The following is a 16,666-nucleotide window of genomic DNA, read 5'->3' as shown; positions in this document are numbered from 1 at the left end:
ACCAAATTGTAAAACCGGCACCGACGTCCGCCAACTCGTCTCCCAACGTGTGGGATCGGCGGTGCGATAGGGTCTGGACATGCGCTTAGGTCGAATTGCGAGTCCTGACGGCGTGGCCTTCGTGTCCGTCGAGGGCGACGGAGACGACGCCGTCGTCAAGGAGATCGCCGAACATCCCTTCGGTACGCCGACGTTCACCGGCCGGTCGTGGAAGCTGGCGGATGTCCGGGTGTTGGCGCCGATCCTCGCCAGCAAGGTGATCTGCATCGGCAAGAACTACGCCGCACACGCGGCGGAGATGGGCGGCGAGGCGCCCGCCGACCCGGTGATCTTCCTCAAGCCCAACACTTCGATCATCGGCCCCGAGGTGCCCATCGTGCGTCCGCCGTCGTCGCAACGGGTCGATTACGAGGGGGAGCTCGCGGCCGTCATCGGACGCCCGTGCAAGGACGTGAAGGCCGCGCAGGCCAAGGGCGTGATCCTCGGATACACGGTCGCCAACGACGTAACCGCCCGCGACCACCAGCAGGCCGACGGTCAGTGGACCCGCGGCAAGGGGTACGACACCTTCTGTCCGCTCGGCCCGTGGATCGACACCTCGCTCGATCCGTCGGACGTCGAACTCGTGACGGAACTCGACGGCGAGGTCAAGCAGCGGACCCGGACATCGCTGATGCTCCACGACGTCGGTGAGATCGTCGAGTGGATCTCGCGCGTGATGACCCTGCTGCCCGGCGACGTGATCCTCACGGGCACCCCGGAAGGGGTCGGGCCCATGGTCGCCGGTCAACGTATCTCGGTGACCGTCGACGGTATCGGTACGCTCTCCAACCCGGTGGTGGACAAGTGACAGCTCCCAGCACGGCCCGTGTCAACGGGATCGACATCTCCTACAGCCTCGCCGGGTCGGGCCCGCTCGTGGTCATGGTCATGGGAACCGGAAGTCCCGGCCGCGTCTGGAAGGCGCATCAGGAACCCGCGCTGGTGAAAGCCGGCTTCACCGTCGTGACGTTCGACAACCGCGGTGTCGCACCGTCGTCGGAGTGCGCCGAGGGTTTCACGCTCGACGACATGGTCGCCGACACCGCGGCTCTGATCGAACACCTCGGCCGCGGTCCGGCGATCGTGATCGGCACCTCGTTGGGTGCCCGGATCACCCAGGAGCTGGCGCTGGCCCGCCCCGACGTGGTCAAGGCGGCGGTGATGGTTGCGACGTACGGCCGCAACACCCCACTGCAGGAAGCGATCTCGGCCGGTGAGCGGGCCCTCTACGACAACAAGATCAAGCTGCCACCGGAGTACGAGGCCGCCATCACCGCGCATCTCAACCTGTCGCCGCACACGCTCGACGACGACCGCACCGCGCGAGACTGGCTCGACATCATCGGGTTCTCCCCGCAGACGATCACCCCGGGCGTCCGCGCACAGCTCGAACTCCACAACAAGGAGTCCAACCGTCTCGCGGCGTACCGCGGCATCACCCGGCCCGCGCTGGTCGTCGGATTCGCCGACGACCGGACCCTGCCGGCGAAGCTGGCGCGCGAAGTCGCCGAAGCCATTCCAGGCGCGGAGTACGTCGAGATCGAGCGGGCCGGTCATTTCGGTTATCTCGAACAGCCGGCCGAGGTGAACCGGGTCCTGGTGGAGTTCTGCGAGCGCCACCGGGCCTGACGGCGGGCGTGCGGGGGCGGCGGTCGGCTTCGATACGCTGAGCCTCATGACCAGTAGTGAGGCCGTTCGCGTCCGATTCTGTCCATCCCCGACCGGCACTCCCCACGTGGGACTCGTGCGGACCGCGCTCTTCAATTTCGCGCAGGCCCGGCACGACGGTGGCACCTTCGTCTTCCGCATCGAGGACACCGACTCGTCGCGAGACAGCGAAGAATCCTACGAGGCCATCCTCGACGCCTTGCGCTGGCTCGGTCTCGACTGGGACGAGGGGCCGGAGGTGGGCGGACCCTACGGTCCCTACCGGCAGTCCGAGCGGCGGGAACTCCATGCCGACGTCGTCGCCCGCCTTCTCGAGGCCGGCGAGGCCTACGAGGCGTTCTCGACCCCGGAAGAGGTGGAGGCCCGGCACCGCGCCGCCGGACGCGACCCCAAGCTCGGGTACGACAACTTCGATCGTGACCTGACGCCCGAGCAACGTGCGGCCTACCTCGCCGAAGGACGTAAACCCGTTGTCCGCCTGCGGATGCCGGACACCGACCTCACCTGGGACGATCTCGTGCGCGGCACGACGACGATCAAGGCGGGTACCGTTCCCGACTTCGCGCTGACCCGTGCGACCGGCGATCCGCTCTACACGCTGGTCAACCCGGTCGACGACGCGATGATGAAGATCACCCATGTGCTGCGCGGCGAGGATCTCCTGTCGTCGACTCCGCGGCAGCTCGCGCTGTACGACGCGCTGATCCGTATCGGCGTCGCCGACGCCGTGCCGGCCTTCGGGCACCTGCCCTTCGTGATGGGTGAGGGCAACAAGAAGCTCTCCAAGCGCGACCCCCAGTCGAACCTCTTCCACCATCGCGACCGCGGTTTCATCCCCGAGGGTCTGCTCAACTACCTCGCGCTGCTCGGCTGGGGTTACAAGAGCGATGTCGACGTCTTCAGCCTGGCCGAGATGATCGCGGCTTTCGATGTGCGACAGGTCAACTCGAACCCCGCACGGTTCGATCAGAAGAAGGCCGACGCCATCAACGCCGAGCACATCCGGATGCTCGAGGTCGCCGACTTCACGGCGCGGCTGCGCTCGTATCTCGTCGCGCAGGGCAAGCTCCCCGAGAGCGCCGACGACGAGACCTTCGCGGCTCTGGCCGAATTGGTGCAGACGCGTATCCAGGTCCTCGGCGACGCGTGGGACCTCATCTCCTTCGCCTACGTCTCCGACGACGAGTTCACGATCGACGAGAAGGCGGCGAGCAAGAACCTGGGCGCCGACGCGGTGCCGGTCCTGGACGCCACCATCGCCGCGGTCGAGTCGCTGGACTCCTTCACCACCGCCGCACTGCAGGACGCACTGAATGCTGCGCTGGTGGACGATCTGGGGCTCAAACCGCGCAAGGCGTTCGGTCCGGTACGCGTGGCGGTGACCGGCTCCCAGGTCAGTCCGCCGCTCTTCGAATCGATGGAGATCCTGGGTCGCGACAAGACGCTCGCGCGGCTGGCCTCGGCACGGGAGATCGCAGCCAAATAGTGCCGCTGAGCTGCACGTTTGTGGACTTACGGTGACCCTTTGATACTCTCTTTCTCGGCAGTTTTCCGCAAGGAGAATCAAGCCAATGGGGTATGGTGTAATTGGCAACACAGCGGTTTCTGGTACCGCCATTCTAGGTTCGAGTCCTGGTACCCCAGCGGACAGAAAGAGATCGAGACCGTGCTAAGGTCTTGATCGCCGGAAGTTCCCATGGCCCCGTCGTCTAGCGGCCTAGGACGCCGCCCTCTCAAGGCGGTAGCGCGGGTTCGAATCCCGTCGGGGCTACGAGAAACACCCTTCCTCTGCGATGCAGGGGGAGGGTGTTTTTCATTGCGCGACAGACCATCTCGTCCGTGTTGCGATGATCACACCGAAACACGGACGAGGGTCGGAAGGTGTCGCGCCGGGACTGCGGTCAGAGGAATTCGGCGGTGGTGCCCGAGGCCGGCATCTCGGGGATGCCGAGCTTGCGGTGGTCCCAGGAACGGGTGCGGGACGGACGGATCCGGACGGCGACGCGCTTGTTCATCATCTGCTCGACGAATGGTCGCGATTCTTCGGTGTAGGGCGCTGTGTAGCGTTCCCAGACGCTGATGCCGACCTTCAGGCACGAGTCCGGGTCGTCGAGGATCTCGGCAGTGCCCTCGAAGGTGACGCCGCGCAGTGTGTCGTAGGTGTCACCGTCCTCGATCATCACCGAGCACCGGTTGTTGCGACGGATGTTGACCGCCTTCTGCGACTTGGATTTGGTCTCGAACCAGATCTCGCCGTCGATGATCCCGTACCACATCGCCACGAGGTGGATGCTCCCGTCCGCTCCGGTGGTGGCGAGGGTCGCGGTCCGACTGCGCGCCACGAACTCCGCGATCTCGGCCTCGGACATGACGATCTGATTGCGTTGGTTGACTCCCATTCCCCGACGCTAGCCCACCGGCGGGTTCATCGGAACCGCTCCGGGTGCAACGGCTCTGGGTCAGGGACGTGCGGCCTGGAGGCGTTTGTGGATGGCGTCGGCGGCGGCGAGCAGATCGGCGGCCCAGCGTGCACCGGGTCGTCGGCCCATCCGGTCGATCGGCCCGGACACCGAGATCGCGGCGACCACGTCACCGTTGCCGTCGCGCACGGGAGCCGACACACTCGCGACTCCGGCGGCGCGTTCGCCGGCACTCTGGGCCCACCCGCGCCGGCGGATCTCGTGCAGTGCGCGCTCGCTGAAGACGCTGTCCGGCACGAGCGCGCGCTGGGTGGCAGGGTCGGCCCAGGCGAGGAGGACTTTCGCCGCGGACCCTGCGCTCATGGGGAAGCGGGTGCCCACCGGCACGGTGTCACGCAGGCCGGTCGGTGGTTCCATCGCGGCGACGCAGACGCGTTCGGCACCTTCGCGGCGATAGACCTGAACCGATTCGCCGGTGATGTCGCGGAGCCGGGGGAGGACCATGAGAGCCGACTCGGTGACGGGATCGTGTGCCGAGGAGGCGAGTTCGCCGAGGACGGGGCCGGGCTGCCAACGGCCGGTGACATCCCTGGTCAGAAAGCGGTGCGTCTCGAGTCCCACGGCGAGTCGATGTGCCGTCGCCCGGGGCAGACCGGTGCGTTCGCAGAGTTCGGAGAGATTGCACGGCGCCTCGGCGATCGCGTGCAGCACCGCCACGGACTTGTCGAGCACTCCGATTCCGCTGCTGACCGCGGATGCGGTATCCTTTCCCATAGGACGATACTAGCTGTCCAAATAGTGAGATGCACGTTCGAAACACAGCCAGAACGTCAACACCGCGTGCAGAGTCCGAAGAACCCGAGCAGATAACGAGTGAAGCCATGAGCAACAGCCCAGCCCAGCCGCTGACTCTCGCCGAGAAGGTGTGGCGCGACCATGTCGTCGTCCCCGGTGACGTCGATGCGTCCGGCAACACCAATCCCGACCTGATCTACATCGATCTCCACCTCGTCCACGAGGTCACCAGCCCCCAGGCCTTCGAGGGTCTGCGCCTCGCCGGTCGTCCGGTCCGCCGACCGGATCTGACCATCGCGACCGAGGACCACAACGTCCCGACGGTGGACATCGACAAGCCCATCGCCGATCCCGTGTCGCGGACCCAGGTCGACACGCTGCGCAGCAACTGCGAGGAATTCGGCGTCCGCCTTCATCCCATGGGTGACGCCGAGCAGGGCATCGTCCACGTGGTCGGGCCGCAGTTGGGCCTGACCCAACCCGGCATGACCGTCGTGTGCGGTGACAGCCACACCTCGACGCACGGTGCCTTCGGAGCGATCGCGATGGGTATCGGTACCAGTGAGGTCGAGCACGTCCTGGCGACGCAGACCCTCTCGCTGCGCCCGTTCAAGACGATGGCGATCAATGTCGACGGCGAGCTCCCGCCCGGTGTGACGAGCAAGGACCTGATCCTCGCGATCATCGCGAAGATCGGCACCGGCGGCGGGCAGGGTTACGTGCTGGAGTACCGCGGGGAGGCGATCCGCAAGCTCTCCATGGAAGCGCGGATGACGGTGTGCAACATGTCGATCGAGGCAGGCGCCCGGGCGGGGATGATCGCACCCGATGAGGTCACCTACGAGTTCCTCAAGGGCCGCCCGCATGCCCCGTCGGGTGCCGATTGGGATGCTGCCGTTGCCTATTGGGACAGTCTGCGCACCGATCCCGGTGCCACCTTCGACGCCGAGGTGCACATCGACGCCGCCTCGCTGACCCCGTTCGTCACGTGGGGGACCAATCCGGGACAGGGTGCGCCGCTCGGCGACGCGGTACCCGACCCGGCGGAGTACGGCGACGAGGTCAAGGCGAGTGCCGCGGCCAAGGCGCTGGAGTACATGGGCCTCGAGCCCGGAACGCCGCTGCGCGACATCAAGGTCGACACGGTCTTCGTCGGCTCCTGCACCAACGGGCGGATCGAGGACCTGCGCGAGGTCGCCGGCATCCTCAAGGGGCGCAGGGTCGCGGACGGGATGCGGATGCTCATCGTGCCCGGTTCGATGCGGGTGCGTGCACAGGCCGAGGACGAAGGTCTCGGCGAGATCTTCCTCGCGGCCGGCGCCGAATGGCGGCAAGCCGGGTGCTCGATGTGCCTCGGCATGAACCCCGACCAGCTCGCCCCGGGGGAGCGGTGTGCGTCGACCTCCAACCGCAATTTCGAAGGGCGCCAGGGCAAGGGTGGCCGAACGCACCTCGTGTCTCCGGGAGTGGCAGCGGCCACCGCGCTGCGCGGCACCTTGTCCGCGCCCGCCGACCTGGACGCACAGCCGGCGCCCGCCGATCTCGGTTGAGTCACGGTCCGACCCATATCCCAGCCACATCATTCGAACAGGGGCTTTTCTCATGGAACCGTTCACCGAACACACCGGTATCGGTGTCCCGCTGCGTCGCAGCAACGTCGACACCGACCAGATCATCCCGGCCGTCTATCTGAAGCGGGTGACGCGCACCGGCTTTGAGGACGGTCTGTTCGCCGGTTGGCGGACCGATCCCGACTTCATCCTCAACAACGAGCCCTGGAGCCGCGGGTCGGTCCTGGTCGCCGGTCCCGACTTCGGCACCGGGTCGTCGCGTGAACACGCGGTCTGGGCGCTGTCCGATTTCGGCTTCCGCGTGGTGATCTCGTCGCGTTTCGCCGACATCTTCCGCGGCAACTCGGGCAAGGCGGGTCTGGTGGCCGCGCAGGTCGAGCAGCCCGACGTCGAACTGCTGTGGAAGCGCCTCGAGGAGAATCCTGGCCTCGAAGTGACGGTGAGCCTTGTCGATAAGACGGTCACCGCCGGAGACCTCGTGGTGCCGTTGGCAATTGATGACTACACGCGGTGGCGTCTGATGGAGGGTCTCGACGACATCGGACTCACGTTGCGCGAGGTAGAGGCGATTTCCGAGTACGAGTCGGCGCGTCCGGCATTCAAGCCGCGCACCCTCGCGGACTGATTCCGCACCGCCGCGGCGGGGTCATCTCGCCGCGGCGGCACCGTCGTGAGCTGCCATGCCATTTCGCAACACGGCGTCCTAATTGGCGTGGAAGATGGACGTTTTCACATCCGACGTTTACCGTGTGTTGGTAGCTGGCCGAAACTCGGTCAGATCAGCTTGCGGAGGTACTCATGAACAAGGCGGAGCTCATTGATGAGCTGACCAAGAAGCTCGACGCGGATCGCAAGACTGCGACTGAAGCCGTCGAGCTCGTCGTCGACACGATCGTGCGCGCAGTCAACAAGGGCGAGAGCGTGACGATCACCGGCTTCGGCGTATTCGAGAAGCGGAAGCGCGCACCGCGCGTCGCCCGTAACCCGCGCACCGGCGAGACCGTCAAGGTCCGCGCGACCTCGGTGCCGGCGTTCCGTCCGGGCGCTCAGTTCAAAGCTGTTGTGGCGGGCAAGCAGAAGCTGTCCGCGACCGGTCCGGCTGTGAAGCGCGGAAGCGGGGCCACCACCACGGCAGCCAAGAAGGCTGCGCCGGCGAAGAAGACGGCCGCCAAGAAGACGACCGCCGCCGCCAAGAAGACCACGGCGGCCAAGAAGGCTCCGGCGAAGACCACGGCGGCCAAGAAGACCACCGCGGCCAAGAAGGCTCCGGCGAAGACCACGGCGGCCAAGAAGACCACCACCGCGGCGAAGAAGGCTCCGGCCAAGAAGGCGGCGCCGGCGAAGAAGGCCACCGCGGCGAAGAAGGCTCCGGCCAAGAAGACTGCCGCGAAGAAGACCGCGGCGAAGAAGACCACCCGTCGCTGACCTGCGGGACAACCGCAGTCGACGACCACAATTCAGCCCCCGGCGTACTTCCCCCGCCGGGGGCTGAATCGTGTTCGGGGTCAACCGGCGGAGGGGCGCGGGACTCAGGCTGTCGGGAGCGGCCCGGCGATGTGATCGGCCGCCACCAGCCGGCCGTCGAACAGAGACAGAACCCACACACTGCCCTTGCGGTTGGAGGCCTTGGGAAGCGGGATCGAGTCGCGCTCGGACCACCAGTCCATGAGGGGCGGGATCACCTTGCCCTGACTGCAGACCGCCAGGGTCGACGTCGTGTCGGCGGCGAGTTCGAGGATCCGGCGTTGCGCCGCTGCCGGATTGGTCCGATACGTCTCCTCCGACAGATCCGGCTCGCTGTGCAACTCGACCCCCAGCCGGTCGCGTAGCGGTTCCAGGGTCTGCTCACAGCGGACGCGATCGGCCGAGTGCACCCGGCTCGCCCCGAACGCGATCAGCAATGGGGCGAGGGCGGCGGCTTGCGCCCGGCCGAGTTTGTCGAGGGGCCGCAACCGGTCGTCGCCCTTGTAGGTCGAGCGCCGGCCGGCCTTGGCGTGCCGTACCAACAGGAACGTGTGCAGGTCCGCGGGTAGCCGCACGAACTCCTCGAGGATCGTGCGATCGAGCGGATAGCTCAACATCTCCCGGGCCTCGTCGACGGGGAGCCACCGCAGCTCGTCGACCTCGTGCCCGGCGACGAACTCTCCGTCGGACGCTCGCGCCGACCAGTAGCGCACATGCTTGCGGGTACTGCCGAGGTCGTAGTGGACGTCGTCCAGGTGCCGGCCGAGAACGACGTGTTGGCCCGTCTCCTCGGCGATCTCGCGCACCGCCGTGTCGATGAGGGTCTCGCCCGGCTCGGCCTTTCCCTTGGGCAGCGTCCAGTCGTCGTACTTGGGGCGGTGGACGACCGCGATCTCGACATCGTCGATCTCGGCGGCATCGTTCCCGGTCGGACCGGGGACAACCGGTCGCCACACCACACCGCCGGCGGCCCACACCTCATTCGTCTTCTTCGCCATGTCGATGGTGATCGTAGAGGTCGAAGGTTACGCGTCGGTGCCGGTCACGAACTGGTTTCCGGCCGACGACGATTGCGCCGCATCATCTGTCGCTGATGGTCGCGCACCTCTTCGCCCTCGGCGGGTGAGGCCACCCAGCTCCCGTCGGACTGCAGGACCCAGCAGCGGGTCCGCGGATCGAGGGCGGAAGCGAAGATGTCACCGAGTTCACCGGCCAGACGCTCGTCACGGACGTTCACCATGACCTCCACGCGCCGATCGAGATTGCGGTGCATCATGTCCGCGCTGCCGAACCAGTACTCGTTCTGCGCACCGAAATACAGGATTCGGGAGTGCTCGAGGAACTGCCCCAGGATCGACCGCACGTGGATGTTGTCGCTGTAACCCTCGACCCCGGGCCGCAGCGCGCTGATGCCACGGACGACGACGTCGACGGGTACCCCGCTCTGCGAGGCCCGGTACAGCGCATCGATCACCTGCTCATCGACCAGTGCATTCGCCTTGAGCTGGATTCTCGCGCGCGTGTCGCCGTCGCGGAACAGCTCGATCTCGCGATGGATCCGTTTGATGATGCCCGCCCGGATGCCGTGCGGCGCAACGAGGATGTTGCGGTACTCCTGCTTGCGGGAGTAGCCCGTCAAGGTGTTGAACAGGTCGGTCAGGTCGGCGCCGATGTCGGGGGCCGCGGTCAGCAGGCCCACGTCCTCGTAGAGCCGCGCGGTCTTCGGGTTGTAGTTGCCGGTCCCGATGTGGCAGTACCGCTTGATCGTCGAGCCCTCGCGACGCACCACCAGGCAGGTCTTGCAGTGGGTCTTCAAACCGACGAGGCCGTAGACGACGTGGACGCCGGCCTGTTCCAGTTTGCGGGCCCACTTGATGTTCGCCTGCTCGTCGAAGCGGGCCTTGATCTCCACCAGCGCGACGACCTGCTTCCCGGCCTCGGCGGCGTCGATGAGCGCGTTGACGATCGGGGAGTCGCCGGAGGTGCGGTACAGCGTCTGCTTGATGGCCAGGACCTGCGGGTCGGCCGCGGCCTGCTCGATGAACCGCTGCACGCTCGTCGAGAACGAGTCGTACGGATGGTGGACGAGTACGTCACCGTCGCGAAGAGTAGAGAACACGCTCTTGGGTGTCTCTCGCTCGCCGAACGCGGGGTGGGTGGCGGGGACGAACGGACGGTCCTTGAGATGCGGGCGGTCGAGCGCGTAGATCTCGAAAAGTGATGACAGATCGAGGAGTCCGGGCACCTGGATGACGTCGGCGGGGTCCACCTCGAGCTCGCGCAGCAACAACTCGAGCATGTGCTCGCTCATGTCGTCGGCGACCTCGAGCCGCACCGGCGAGCCGAACCGGCGGCGCGCGAGTTCTCGCTCGAGCGCCTGGAGGAGGTCCTCGTCGCGGTCCTCTTCGACCTCGAAGTCGGCGTTGCGGGTGATCCGGAAGACGTGGTGCTCAACGATTTCCATACCCGGGAACAACGTCCCGAGGTTGGCCGCGATCAGACTCTCCAACGGTAGGAACACCGCGCTCCTGGCGGCCTTGTCGTCGTCGGGCGCCCGAGCGGGCGACAGCCGGTCGACGCGGATGAAGCGGTTCACGTTGTCCGGTACCTTGACCCGCGCGAAGTGCTCGCCGCTCTCGTTGACGTCGCGGACCGTGACCGCGAGGTTCAGCGACAACCCGCTGATGTACGGGAACGGATGAGCGGGGTCGACCGCCAGGGGCGTCAGGACCGGAAATACCTCGTCCTGGAAATAATCGGTCATCCGCGCCTGCTGCTCGGCGGTGAGCTGCGACCAGGACACCACGTAGATGTCGTTGTCGGCCAACGCCGGTCGGACCGAATCGAGGAAGACGCGCGCGTGCCGGTCGGCGACGGTCTGCGCGCGTCCGGCGATGCGCATGAGTTGTTCTCGCGGCGACAGGCCGTCGGCGGACCGGACCGACAGGCCGGTCTCGTCGCGCCGCTTGAGTCCGGCCACCCGCACCATGAAGAACTCGTCGAGGTTCGAGGCGAAGATGGCGAGGAACTTCGCACGATCGAGGAGCGGCAGGGAGGTGTCCTCGGCGAGTGCGAGCACCCGGGAGTTGAAGTCCAGCCAGCTCAATTCCCGGTTGAGGTAACGGTCCTCGGGCAGGTCGGCGGATTCGTCGGGCACCAGGGTGGCGGCCGGCGGGGCATGCGGGATCGGTGTCGTGGTGACCGTGGCGGTCTGCGATACGTCATCGTCGGCGGGGCTCACCCCCCAATGATGACCCATCGCCGTCCCCGGCGTACACGCCCGCCGGTCGGACGCTTGTCGATTGCGGGTCGGGGTCAGAGATGACGCAGCGCAGCGACGGTGTGCGGTCCGAGGCCGAGCTCGCGGGCGACGCCCAGGTCCGCCGCGGTGTCGACGTCGGTGCGCAGGTCGGCCCACTCCCGGCCGGCCGGGTCGAGTTCGACGGCGCCGGCGGCCCGGTGGGCGGCCGCCGAACCGGGACCGAAACGGGGAGCGGGGACGCCGGTACCGGTGCCGTGCAGCAGCACCGTCCCGGAGCCGTCCCGGTCGGTGACGAAGCTCGAGCGGTGTTCACCGGCGGCGCGCAACACGGCGGCGACGGACGTGCTCGTCGCCGCCGGCAGATCGGCCTGCACGTACATCAGGCCCGTCGACTCGGGCCACGCCTCGCGCGCCCAGCGCGCACCCTCGACGAACGCGGAGTTGAGACCGGCGTCCGCGGGTGCCCGGTGCGGCGACTCGCTCAGGCCGCGCATGCCCGAGCGCCGCGCCGCGGCGAGCACCTCGTCGTCGGGGCTGACGACGACGAGCCGAGAGATCCCGGCGCCGCGCAAGGCGTCGACGGTGTCGAGGAACATCGCCAGGACGAGGGAACCCCGGGCGACGGGGTCGTCACCCTCGAATGCGGTGGACAGCGTCGCCGCCAGTCGAGACTTCGCGCGGTGCAGATTCTTGACCGCCAGCACGGCCGCGACCGACGTCGCGACGGGCTCGTTGCCCCCCGCGTCGACGACCGTCGAGTCGGCGCCCGCGCCGACGGTGCTGTGTTCCATGCCGACCATCATGATGCACCGACCCCTGGTCGGTGACATTCCGGGTCGGCCATACCCGGCAGGCACTAGGGTGAGCAGGGTCGGCCGTCCGGCCGGCGCCGGCGGTGGGAATACGGAATTGGGCTTGCCCGGTGGGAGGTTGCGGTGCGCGCAGCGGTGATGGGTGCGGGTTCCTGGGGAACCTCGGTGGCGAAGGTGCTGGTCGATGCCGGTACCGACACCGTGATCTGGGCGCGGCGACCCGAACTCGCCGAGGCGATCAACACCGAGCACGTCAACGCCGACTATCTACCCGGCATCGCGCTGCCCGCCGCGCTCACCGCGACGAGTTCGGCGGTCGATGCCCTGCTCGGCGCCGACGTCGTCGTCTGCGGTGTCCCGTCGCAGTCGTTGCGCCCCAACCTGACGCAGTGGACGCCCTACATCGGGTCGGATGCGTCGTTGGTGTCGCTCGCCAAGGGCATCGAATCCAACACCCTGCTGCGGATGAGTGAGGTCATCGCCGAGGTGACCGGTGTCGCCGACGACCGGATCGCGGTGCTGACCGGGCCGAACCTGGCACGCGAGATCGCGGAGGGTCAACCGGCGGCGACCGTGATCGCCTGTGCCGACGAGGCGCGGGCGGTGACGCTGCAGAGCGCGTTCAGTACGCGATACTTCCGGCCGTACACCAACACCGACGTCGTCGGATGTGAGATCGGCGGCTCTGCGAAGAACGTCATCGCGCTGGCCTGCGGGATGGCCAGCGGCATCGGGTTCGGTCAGAACACCCTGGCGACGATCATCACTCGTGGGCTCGCCGAGACGATCCGGTTGGGCGTCGCGGTGGGCGCGCAGATCGAGACGCTGGCGGGTCTCGCCGGGATCGGGGATCTCGTCGCGACGTGTTCGTCGCCGTTGTCGCGCAACCGCACGTTCGGCGCGCGGCTGGGGGAGGGTGCCACCATGGCGCAGGCTCAGGAGGCCACCAACGGGCAGGTCGCCGAGGGCGTCAAGTCGTGCTCGTCGGTGCGTGCGCTGGCCGAGCGACACCAGGTGCCGATGCCGCTCACCGACGCGGTCCACCAGGTCTGTCACGACGGCATGTCGGTGGCCGACGCGGTCAATTCGCTGTTGGGCCGCAGCACCAAGCCGGAGATCTACCGGGACTGAGCGCCCGCCGCCGATCAGCCGAAGTCGAGCGGTCCCCGTTCGAGGGTGCGGTCGATCAGTCCCGAGATGTCGGTGATGGGTCCGTTGCCGGCGTTCGTCGGAATCCACATCGCGACATAGGGCCGGTGGTCGACGCACACATAGGCCTGGCCCGAGCCGTCGACCGTGTCCGTGATGAACCACTGGACCCCGGCCTGGCCGGCGGCGTGGATCTCCTGGAGATTGCTGGTGGGAGACAGCTCGGCAGGTCGGGTCACCCCGCACCGAAGTGTCATGTCGTCGCCCGGGCCGGTCGACGGCCACGTCGCGCGGTCGCCGGAGACCTCTTTGGTGCCGAAACCCTCGAAGGTGTCCGGTGCTTCGGTGAGCAAGCGGGTGCACTCCGCGGCGACCGGGCCGACGGAGTCGTAGGACTCGATCGGGGTCACCGGATCGGGGCGCATCGCGGCGAACACGATGAAGCCGGCGAGCACCATCACCGGAATGGCTACCAGGGTCGCGACGAGTGCGGGGCTGAGACGTCCGCCGCCGCCATACCGCGCGGAGTCCTCGGCGGATTCGCCGTCGACGGGATCCTGCTGGGTGTCATCCGAACCTGCTGACGTCACCCCACAACAGTAGGAGTCGGTCTGCCGAACCCGCGCACGGGGACCCGTCACGATCACCGTCGTGGGCGGCCGGCCGACGCCCCTCAGCGCGTCGTGGGGACCACCGGGCAGGTCAGGGTGCGGGTGATCCCGTCCACCTTCTGGATCTGCGGAACCACGTTCTCGGTCAGGTGGGTGGCATCGGAGGCGTCGACCCGGACGATCACGTCGTACGGCCCACTGACCTCTTCCGACGAGGCGACCCCGGCGATCTCGGCGATGGTCGCGGCTGCGAGGGCGGCCCTGCCGACCTCGGTCTGGATCAGTATGTATGCCTGAACCACGGACATCCTCTCCGTCTGTGTCGTTCCCGGGCCACATCGTATGGGGCACATCGTCGACACGGGCTGTCGTACCGGCGGCTCGGCGCATGCGCGGTCGTCGGGCAGTGCACGACTGCCGCGGGCGGCCGGACTGTTGCGGATCGCTCTCGCCCGGCGGCCCCATACACTGTGGCACACATTGTCACCGACAACCCCGTGCGCGCGCGACCGGAAGAGGAAAGGCCCCGACGAGTGACCTTCGACGAGACAGGTCGGCAGGACCGCGCGATCGACCGGACCGACACGGTCGGGGCGATCGGTGAGCGTGCCGTGATCGCCGCGTTGACCGCGTCCGCGACCTCCGGTGAGCCCGCCGACGACATCGTGATCGGATCCGGTGACGACGCAGCCGTTCTCGACATCGGGGGATCGGCGGTGATCAGCACCGACACCGTCGTCGAGGGGCGCCACTTCCGATTCGACTGGTCGACGCCGGAGCAGGTCGGCGCCCGCGCGGTGGTGCAGAGTGCCGCCGACGTCGCCGCGATGGGCGGCCGCACAACGGGTCTCGTCGTGTCCATCGCGTGTCCGTCGGACACGCCGGTCGGCGTCGTCCTCGACCTCAACGACGGCGTGGTCCGCGCGGCACACGGACAGGGGGCCCGGGTGCTGGGCGGCGACCTCGTCGCGGCCGGTCAGGTGGTGGTGAGTGTCACCGCGGTCGGCGCGCTCGAGGGTCGGCCCCCCGTCTCGCTGGGCGGTGCCCGGCCTGGTGACGTCCTCGCGGTGAGCGGTCCGCTGGGGGCCAGCGCCGCGGGACTCGCGGTGCTGTCCGATCCGCGTCTCATGGTCAGCGATTGGTCGGAACTGGTTGCACTGCACCGAGTTCCGAACCCCGACCTCACCCAGGGGCCGGTCGCCGCGGCGGCAGGTGCGCACGCCATGACCGACATCTCCGACGGTCTGGTCGAGGAACTGCTCACGATGTCGAGGGCTGCCCAGGTCGCCATGACCGTGCATGGCGACGCCGTACCGCGGCGCCCGGATCTGGCTGCCGCGGCAAGCGAACTCGGGGCGGACGTCGACCGCTGGGTACTGGCCGGCGGCGAGGACCATCACCTGCTCGCGGCGTTCGGCGGGCCCGCGGTGGTGCCGCCAGGGTGGACCGTCATCGGCTCGGTGGGGGAGAAGTCCTCGTCGGCGCCCGAGGTCTGGGTCGACGACCGCCGGGTCGGTGGGCCCGACGGTCTCGAACTGCACGGGTGGCAGTCCTTCGCCGACCCGACTGGTGACTGAGGTCCCCGGGGCGCACCATTAGAGTCGCCTCATGGCGATCTACGCACTCGACGACCGAGAACCGGTCCTGGGACAGGACACCTACGTGCACCCGGACGCGGTGGTGATCGGCGCGGTCACCCTGGGCGACGGTGTCTCGGTGTGGCCGGGCGCGGTACTCCGCGGCGACTACGGGACCATCACCGTCGGCGCCCGCAGCAACATCCAGGACGGCACCGTCATCCACTGCACGGTTCTCGACCCGACCGTGATCGGCGAACGGTGCGTCGTCGGACACAACGCGCACATAGAGGGCGCGACGATCGGAAACGACTGCCTCATCGCCTCGGGATCGGTGGTCCTGAACGGGTCCACGGTCGGCGACGGCGCGATCGTCGGAGCCGGCGCGGTGGTCCCGTTCAAGTTCGACGTTCCCTCGCGACGGATGGCGCTCGGTGTACCGGCCCGGCTCCGCGACGGCTACGAGGTACCGGAGGGGCACACCGAACTCAACTGCGAGATGTACTTCCAGAACGCGCAGCACTATCGCACCGCCCTGAAACGACTGGACTGACGACCGCCCACGACGGAGGCAATCGAGTGACCGCACCACCCAAACCCCTTGCCGAACTGATCGACCCGGGCTGGGCGCAGGCGCTCGCCCCGGTCGAGCCGCTCATCACCGAGATGGGCCGGTTCCTGCGCACCGAGATCGCCGAGGGGCGGCGCTATCTGCCTGCGGGACAACATGTCCTGCGGGCCTTCACGCGCCCCCTCGACGACGTGCGCGTGCTGATCGTCGGGCAGGATCCGTACCCGACGCCGGGACACGCCGTCGGACTGAGCTTCTCGGTGGCGCCCGACGTGCGCCCGATCCCGCGTTCCCTGACGAACATCTACACCGAGTACTGCGCCGATCTCGGCTACCCCATGCCGACCACCGGGGATCTCACGCCCTGGGCGGACAACGGTGTGCTTCTGTTGAACCGCGTGCTCACGGTGGCCCCCGGCGAGCCGGCCTCTCACCGGGGGAAGGGCTGGGAAGAGGTGACCGAGTGCGCGATCAAGGCGCTTGCCGCCCGCGACGAGCCGCTCGTCGCGATCCTGTGGGGCCGGGACGCCGCGGGACTGGAGAAGTGGCTGCCCGACGTCCCGACCATCGTGTCGGCGCATCCGTCACCGTTGTCGGCCTCGCGCGGGTTCTTCGGGTCCCGACCCTTCAGCCGGGCCAACGAGGAACTGATGGACCTCGGGGCCGAACCGGTGGAGTGGCGTCTGCCGTGACCCTTCGAGGCTCGTCGACCTCGACGCGCTCC

17 protein-coding genes and 2 tRNA genes are annotated in these 16,666 nt (G+C 67.9%); 12 read left to right on the top strand and 7 right to left on the bottom strand.

Annotation, left to right across the window (positions count from 1 at the left end):
* Positions 1–79: 79 nt before the first annotated feature.
* The 5 genes from MVF96_RS16070 (at position 80) to MVF96_RS16050 (ending at position 3,481) form a co-directional block, all read left to right on the top strand.
* Complete coding sequence (locus MVF96_RS16070) at positions 80–850, top strand: fumarylacetoacetate hydrolase family protein (RefSeq protein ID WP_065632709.1); 771 nt, start codon at positions 80–82, stop codon at positions 848–850.
* Entirely contained in the window at positions 847–1,671 is an 825-nt protein-coding gene (locus tag MVF96_RS16065) for an alpha/beta fold hydrolase (protein ID WP_065632710.1), read from the top strand. Before MVF96_RS16070 ends, MVF96_RS16065 begins: the two co-directional genes overlap by 4 nt.
* A 46-nt stretch (positions 1,672–1,717) precedes the next feature.
* Positions 1,718–3,196 (top strand): glutamate--tRNA ligase, encoded by a 1,479-nt coding sequence (gene gltX, locus MVF96_RS16060; protein WP_068970241.1) that lies wholly within the window; start codon positions 1,718–1,720, stop codon positions 3,194–3,196.
* A gap of 86 nt (positions 3,197–3,282) precedes the next feature.
* A tRNA-Gln gene (locus tag MVF96_RS16055) sits at positions 3,283–3,354 on the top strand.
* Positions 3,355–3,408: 54 nt separating this feature from the next.
* Positions 3,409–3,481: transfer RNA gene (locus MVF96_RS16050), tRNA-Glu, on the top strand.
* Between the two features lie 130 nt (positions 3,482–3,611).
* Here MVF96_RS16050 and MVF96_RS16045 read toward each other — a convergent pair.
* Positions 3,612–4,109 (bottom strand): PPOX class F420-dependent oxidoreductase, encoded by a 498-nt coding sequence (locus MVF96_RS16045; protein ID WP_058252126.1) that lies wholly within the window; start codon positions 4,107–4,109, stop codon positions 3,612–3,614.
* Between the two features lie 60 nt (positions 4,110–4,169).
* Positions 4,170–4,904, bottom strand: coding sequence for an IclR family transcriptional regulator (locus tag MVF96_RS16040; protein WP_058252125.1), 735 nt, complete (start codon positions 4,902–4,904; stop codon positions 4,170–4,172).
* A gap of 107 nt (positions 4,905–5,011) precedes the next feature.
* On the opposite strand from MVF96_RS16040, the gene leuC reads away from it, so the two are divergent.
* From leuC to MVF96_RS16025, 3 genes are all read left to right on the top strand, one after another.
* Complete coding sequence (gene leuC, locus MVF96_RS16035; RefSeq protein ID WP_165629835.1) at positions 5,012–6,475, top strand: 3-isopropylmalate dehydratase large subunit; 1,464 nt, start codon at positions 5,012–5,014, stop codon at positions 6,473–6,475.
* Between the two features lie 52 nt (positions 6,476–6,527).
* Positions 6,528–7,121: a 3-isopropylmalate dehydratase small subunit gene (gene leuD / locus MVF96_RS16030; protein ID WP_165629836.1), complete on the top strand. Its 594-nt coding sequence runs from the start codon at positions 6,528–6,530 to the stop codon at positions 7,119–7,121.
* A 173-nt stretch (positions 7,122–7,294) separates the two neighbouring features.
* Positions 7,295–7,921: an HU family DNA-binding protein gene (locus MVF96_RS16025; RefSeq protein WP_058252122.1), complete on the top strand. Its 627-nt coding sequence runs from the start codon at positions 7,295–7,297 to the stop codon at positions 7,919–7,921.
* A gap of 104 nt (positions 7,922–8,025) precedes the next feature.
* Here MVF96_RS16025 and MVF96_RS16020 read toward each other — a convergent pair whose 3' ends face one another.
* The 3 genes from MVF96_RS16020 to cofC form a co-directional block, all read right to left on the bottom strand.
* A complete protein-coding gene (locus tag MVF96_RS16020) occupies positions 8,026–8,958 on the bottom strand; it encodes an NUDIX hydrolase (RefSeq protein ID WP_165629837.1) in 933 nt (310 codons plus the stop codon).
* A gap of 44 nt (positions 8,959–9,002) precedes the next feature.
* Entirely contained in the window at positions 9,003–11,201 is a 2,199-nt protein-coding gene (locus MVF96_RS16015; protein WP_137808992.1) for an RNA degradosome polyphosphate kinase, read from the bottom strand.
* Between the two features lie 74 nt (positions 11,202–11,275).
* Positions 11,276–12,013, bottom strand: coding sequence for a 2-phospho-L-lactate guanylyltransferase (gene cofC, locus MVF96_RS16010; RefSeq protein ID WP_065632753.1), 738 nt, complete (start codon positions 12,011–12,013; stop codon positions 11,276–11,278).
* Positions 12,014–12,157: 144 nt separating this feature from the next.
* Between cofC and MVF96_RS16005 the strand changes: the two genes are divergently transcribed.
* The gene (locus tag MVF96_RS16005; protein WP_058252120.1) at positions 12,158–13,165 is read left to right on the top strand and encodes an NAD(P)H-dependent glycerol-3-phosphate dehydrogenase; all 1,008 of its coding nucleotides are present in this window, start codon (positions 12,158–12,160) and stop codon (positions 13,163–13,165) included.
* Between the two features lie 14 nt (positions 13,166–13,179).
* Here MVF96_RS16005 and MVF96_RS16000 read toward each other — a convergent pair whose 3' ends face one another.
* A complete protein-coding gene (locus MVF96_RS16000) occupies positions 13,180–13,773 on the bottom strand; it encodes a DUF3515 domain-containing protein (RefSeq protein WP_068970242.1) in 594 nt (197 codons plus the stop codon).
* Between the two features lie 83 nt (positions 13,774–13,856).
* Entirely contained in the window at positions 13,857–14,102 is a 246-nt protein-coding gene (locus MVF96_RS15995) for an Lrp/AsnC ligand binding domain-containing protein (protein WP_058252118.1), read from the bottom strand.
* 225 nt (positions 14,103–14,327) lie between these two features.
* Here MVF96_RS15995 and MVF96_RS15990 point away from each other — a divergent pair, with 225 nt between their 5' ends.
* Genes MVF96_RS15990 through MVF96_RS15980 form a run of 3 tightly spaced genes read left to right on the top strand, consistent with a single transcriptional unit; the run spans position 14,328 to position 16,634 of the window.
* Positions 14,328–15,371, top strand: coding sequence for a thiamine-phosphate kinase (locus MVF96_RS15990; protein WP_068970239.1), 1,044 nt, complete (start codon positions 14,328–14,330; stop codon positions 15,369–15,371).
* Positions 15,372–15,402: 31 nt separating this feature from the next.
* On the top strand, positions 15,403–15,924 hold the full coding sequence (locus tag MVF96_RS15985; protein WP_058252116.1) for a gamma carbonic anhydrase family protein: 522 nt from the start codon (positions 15,403–15,405) through the stop codon (positions 15,922–15,924).
* 26 nt (positions 15,925–15,950) lie between these two features.
* Positions 15,951–16,634 carry a uracil-DNA glycosylase gene (locus MVF96_RS15980; protein ID WP_065632720.1) on the top strand — a complete coding sequence of 228 codons (684 nt, stop codon included), beginning with the start codon at positions 15,951–15,953 and terminating at the stop codon, positions 16,632–16,634.
* The last annotated feature ends 32 nt before the right edge of the window (positions 16,635–16,666 follow it).

The sequence above is a fragment of the Gordonia hongkongensis genome, assembly GCF_023078355.1.
GTDB lineage: Bacteria > Actinomycetota > Actinomycetes > Mycobacteriales > Mycobacteriaceae > Gordonia > Gordonia hongkongensis.
This window is presented reverse-complemented; position numbering and strand designations above follow the sequence as displayed.

What these genes read in the sequence shown, in the direction of transcription:
- leuC (WP_165629835.1), top strand. Translation starts at nt 5,012, where the DNA reads ATGAGCAACAGCCCAGCCCAGCCGCTGACTCTCGCCGAGAAGGTGTGG.
- leuD (WP_165629836.1), top strand. Translation starts at nt 6,528, where the DNA reads ATGGAACCGTTCACCGAACACACCGGTATCGGTGTCCCGCTGCGTCGC.
- MVF96_RS16040 (WP_058252125.1), bottom strand. Translation starts at nt 4,904, where the DNA reads ATGGGAAAGGATACCGCATCCGCGGTCAGCAGCGGAATCGGAGTGCTC.
- MVF96_RS16045 (WP_058252126.1), bottom strand. Translation starts at nt 4,109, where the DNA reads ATGGGAGTCAACCAACGCAATCAGATCGTCATGTCCGAGGCCGAGATC.
- gltX (WP_068970241.1), top strand. Translation starts at nt 1,718, where the DNA reads ATGACCAGTAGTGAGGCCGTTCGCGTCCGATTCTGTCCATCCCCGACC.
- MVF96_RS16070 (WP_065632709.1), top strand. Translation starts at nt 80, where the DNA reads ATGCGCTTAGGTCGAATTGCGAGTCCTGACGGCGTGGCCTTCGTGTCC.
- cofC (WP_065632753.1), bottom strand. Translation starts at nt 12,013, where the DNA reads ATGGAACACAGCACCGTCGGCGCGGGCGCCGACTCGACGGTCGTCGAC.
- MVF96_RS16025 (WP_058252122.1), top strand. Translation starts at nt 7,295, where the DNA reads ATGAACAAGGCGGAGCTCATTGATGAGCTGACCAAGAAGCTCGACGCG.
- MVF96_RS15995 (WP_058252118.1), bottom strand. Translation starts at nt 14,102, where the DNA reads ATGTCCGTGGTTCAGGCATACATACTGATCCAGACCGAGGTCGGCAGG.
- MVF96_RS16020 (WP_165629837.1), bottom strand. Translation starts at nt 8,958, where the DNA reads ATGGCGAAGAAGACGAATGAGGTGTGGGCCGCCGGCGGTGTGGTGTGG.
- MVF96_RS15985 (WP_058252116.1), top strand. Translation starts at nt 15,403, where the DNA reads ATGGCGATCTACGCACTCGACGACCGAGAACCGGTCCTGGGACAGGAC.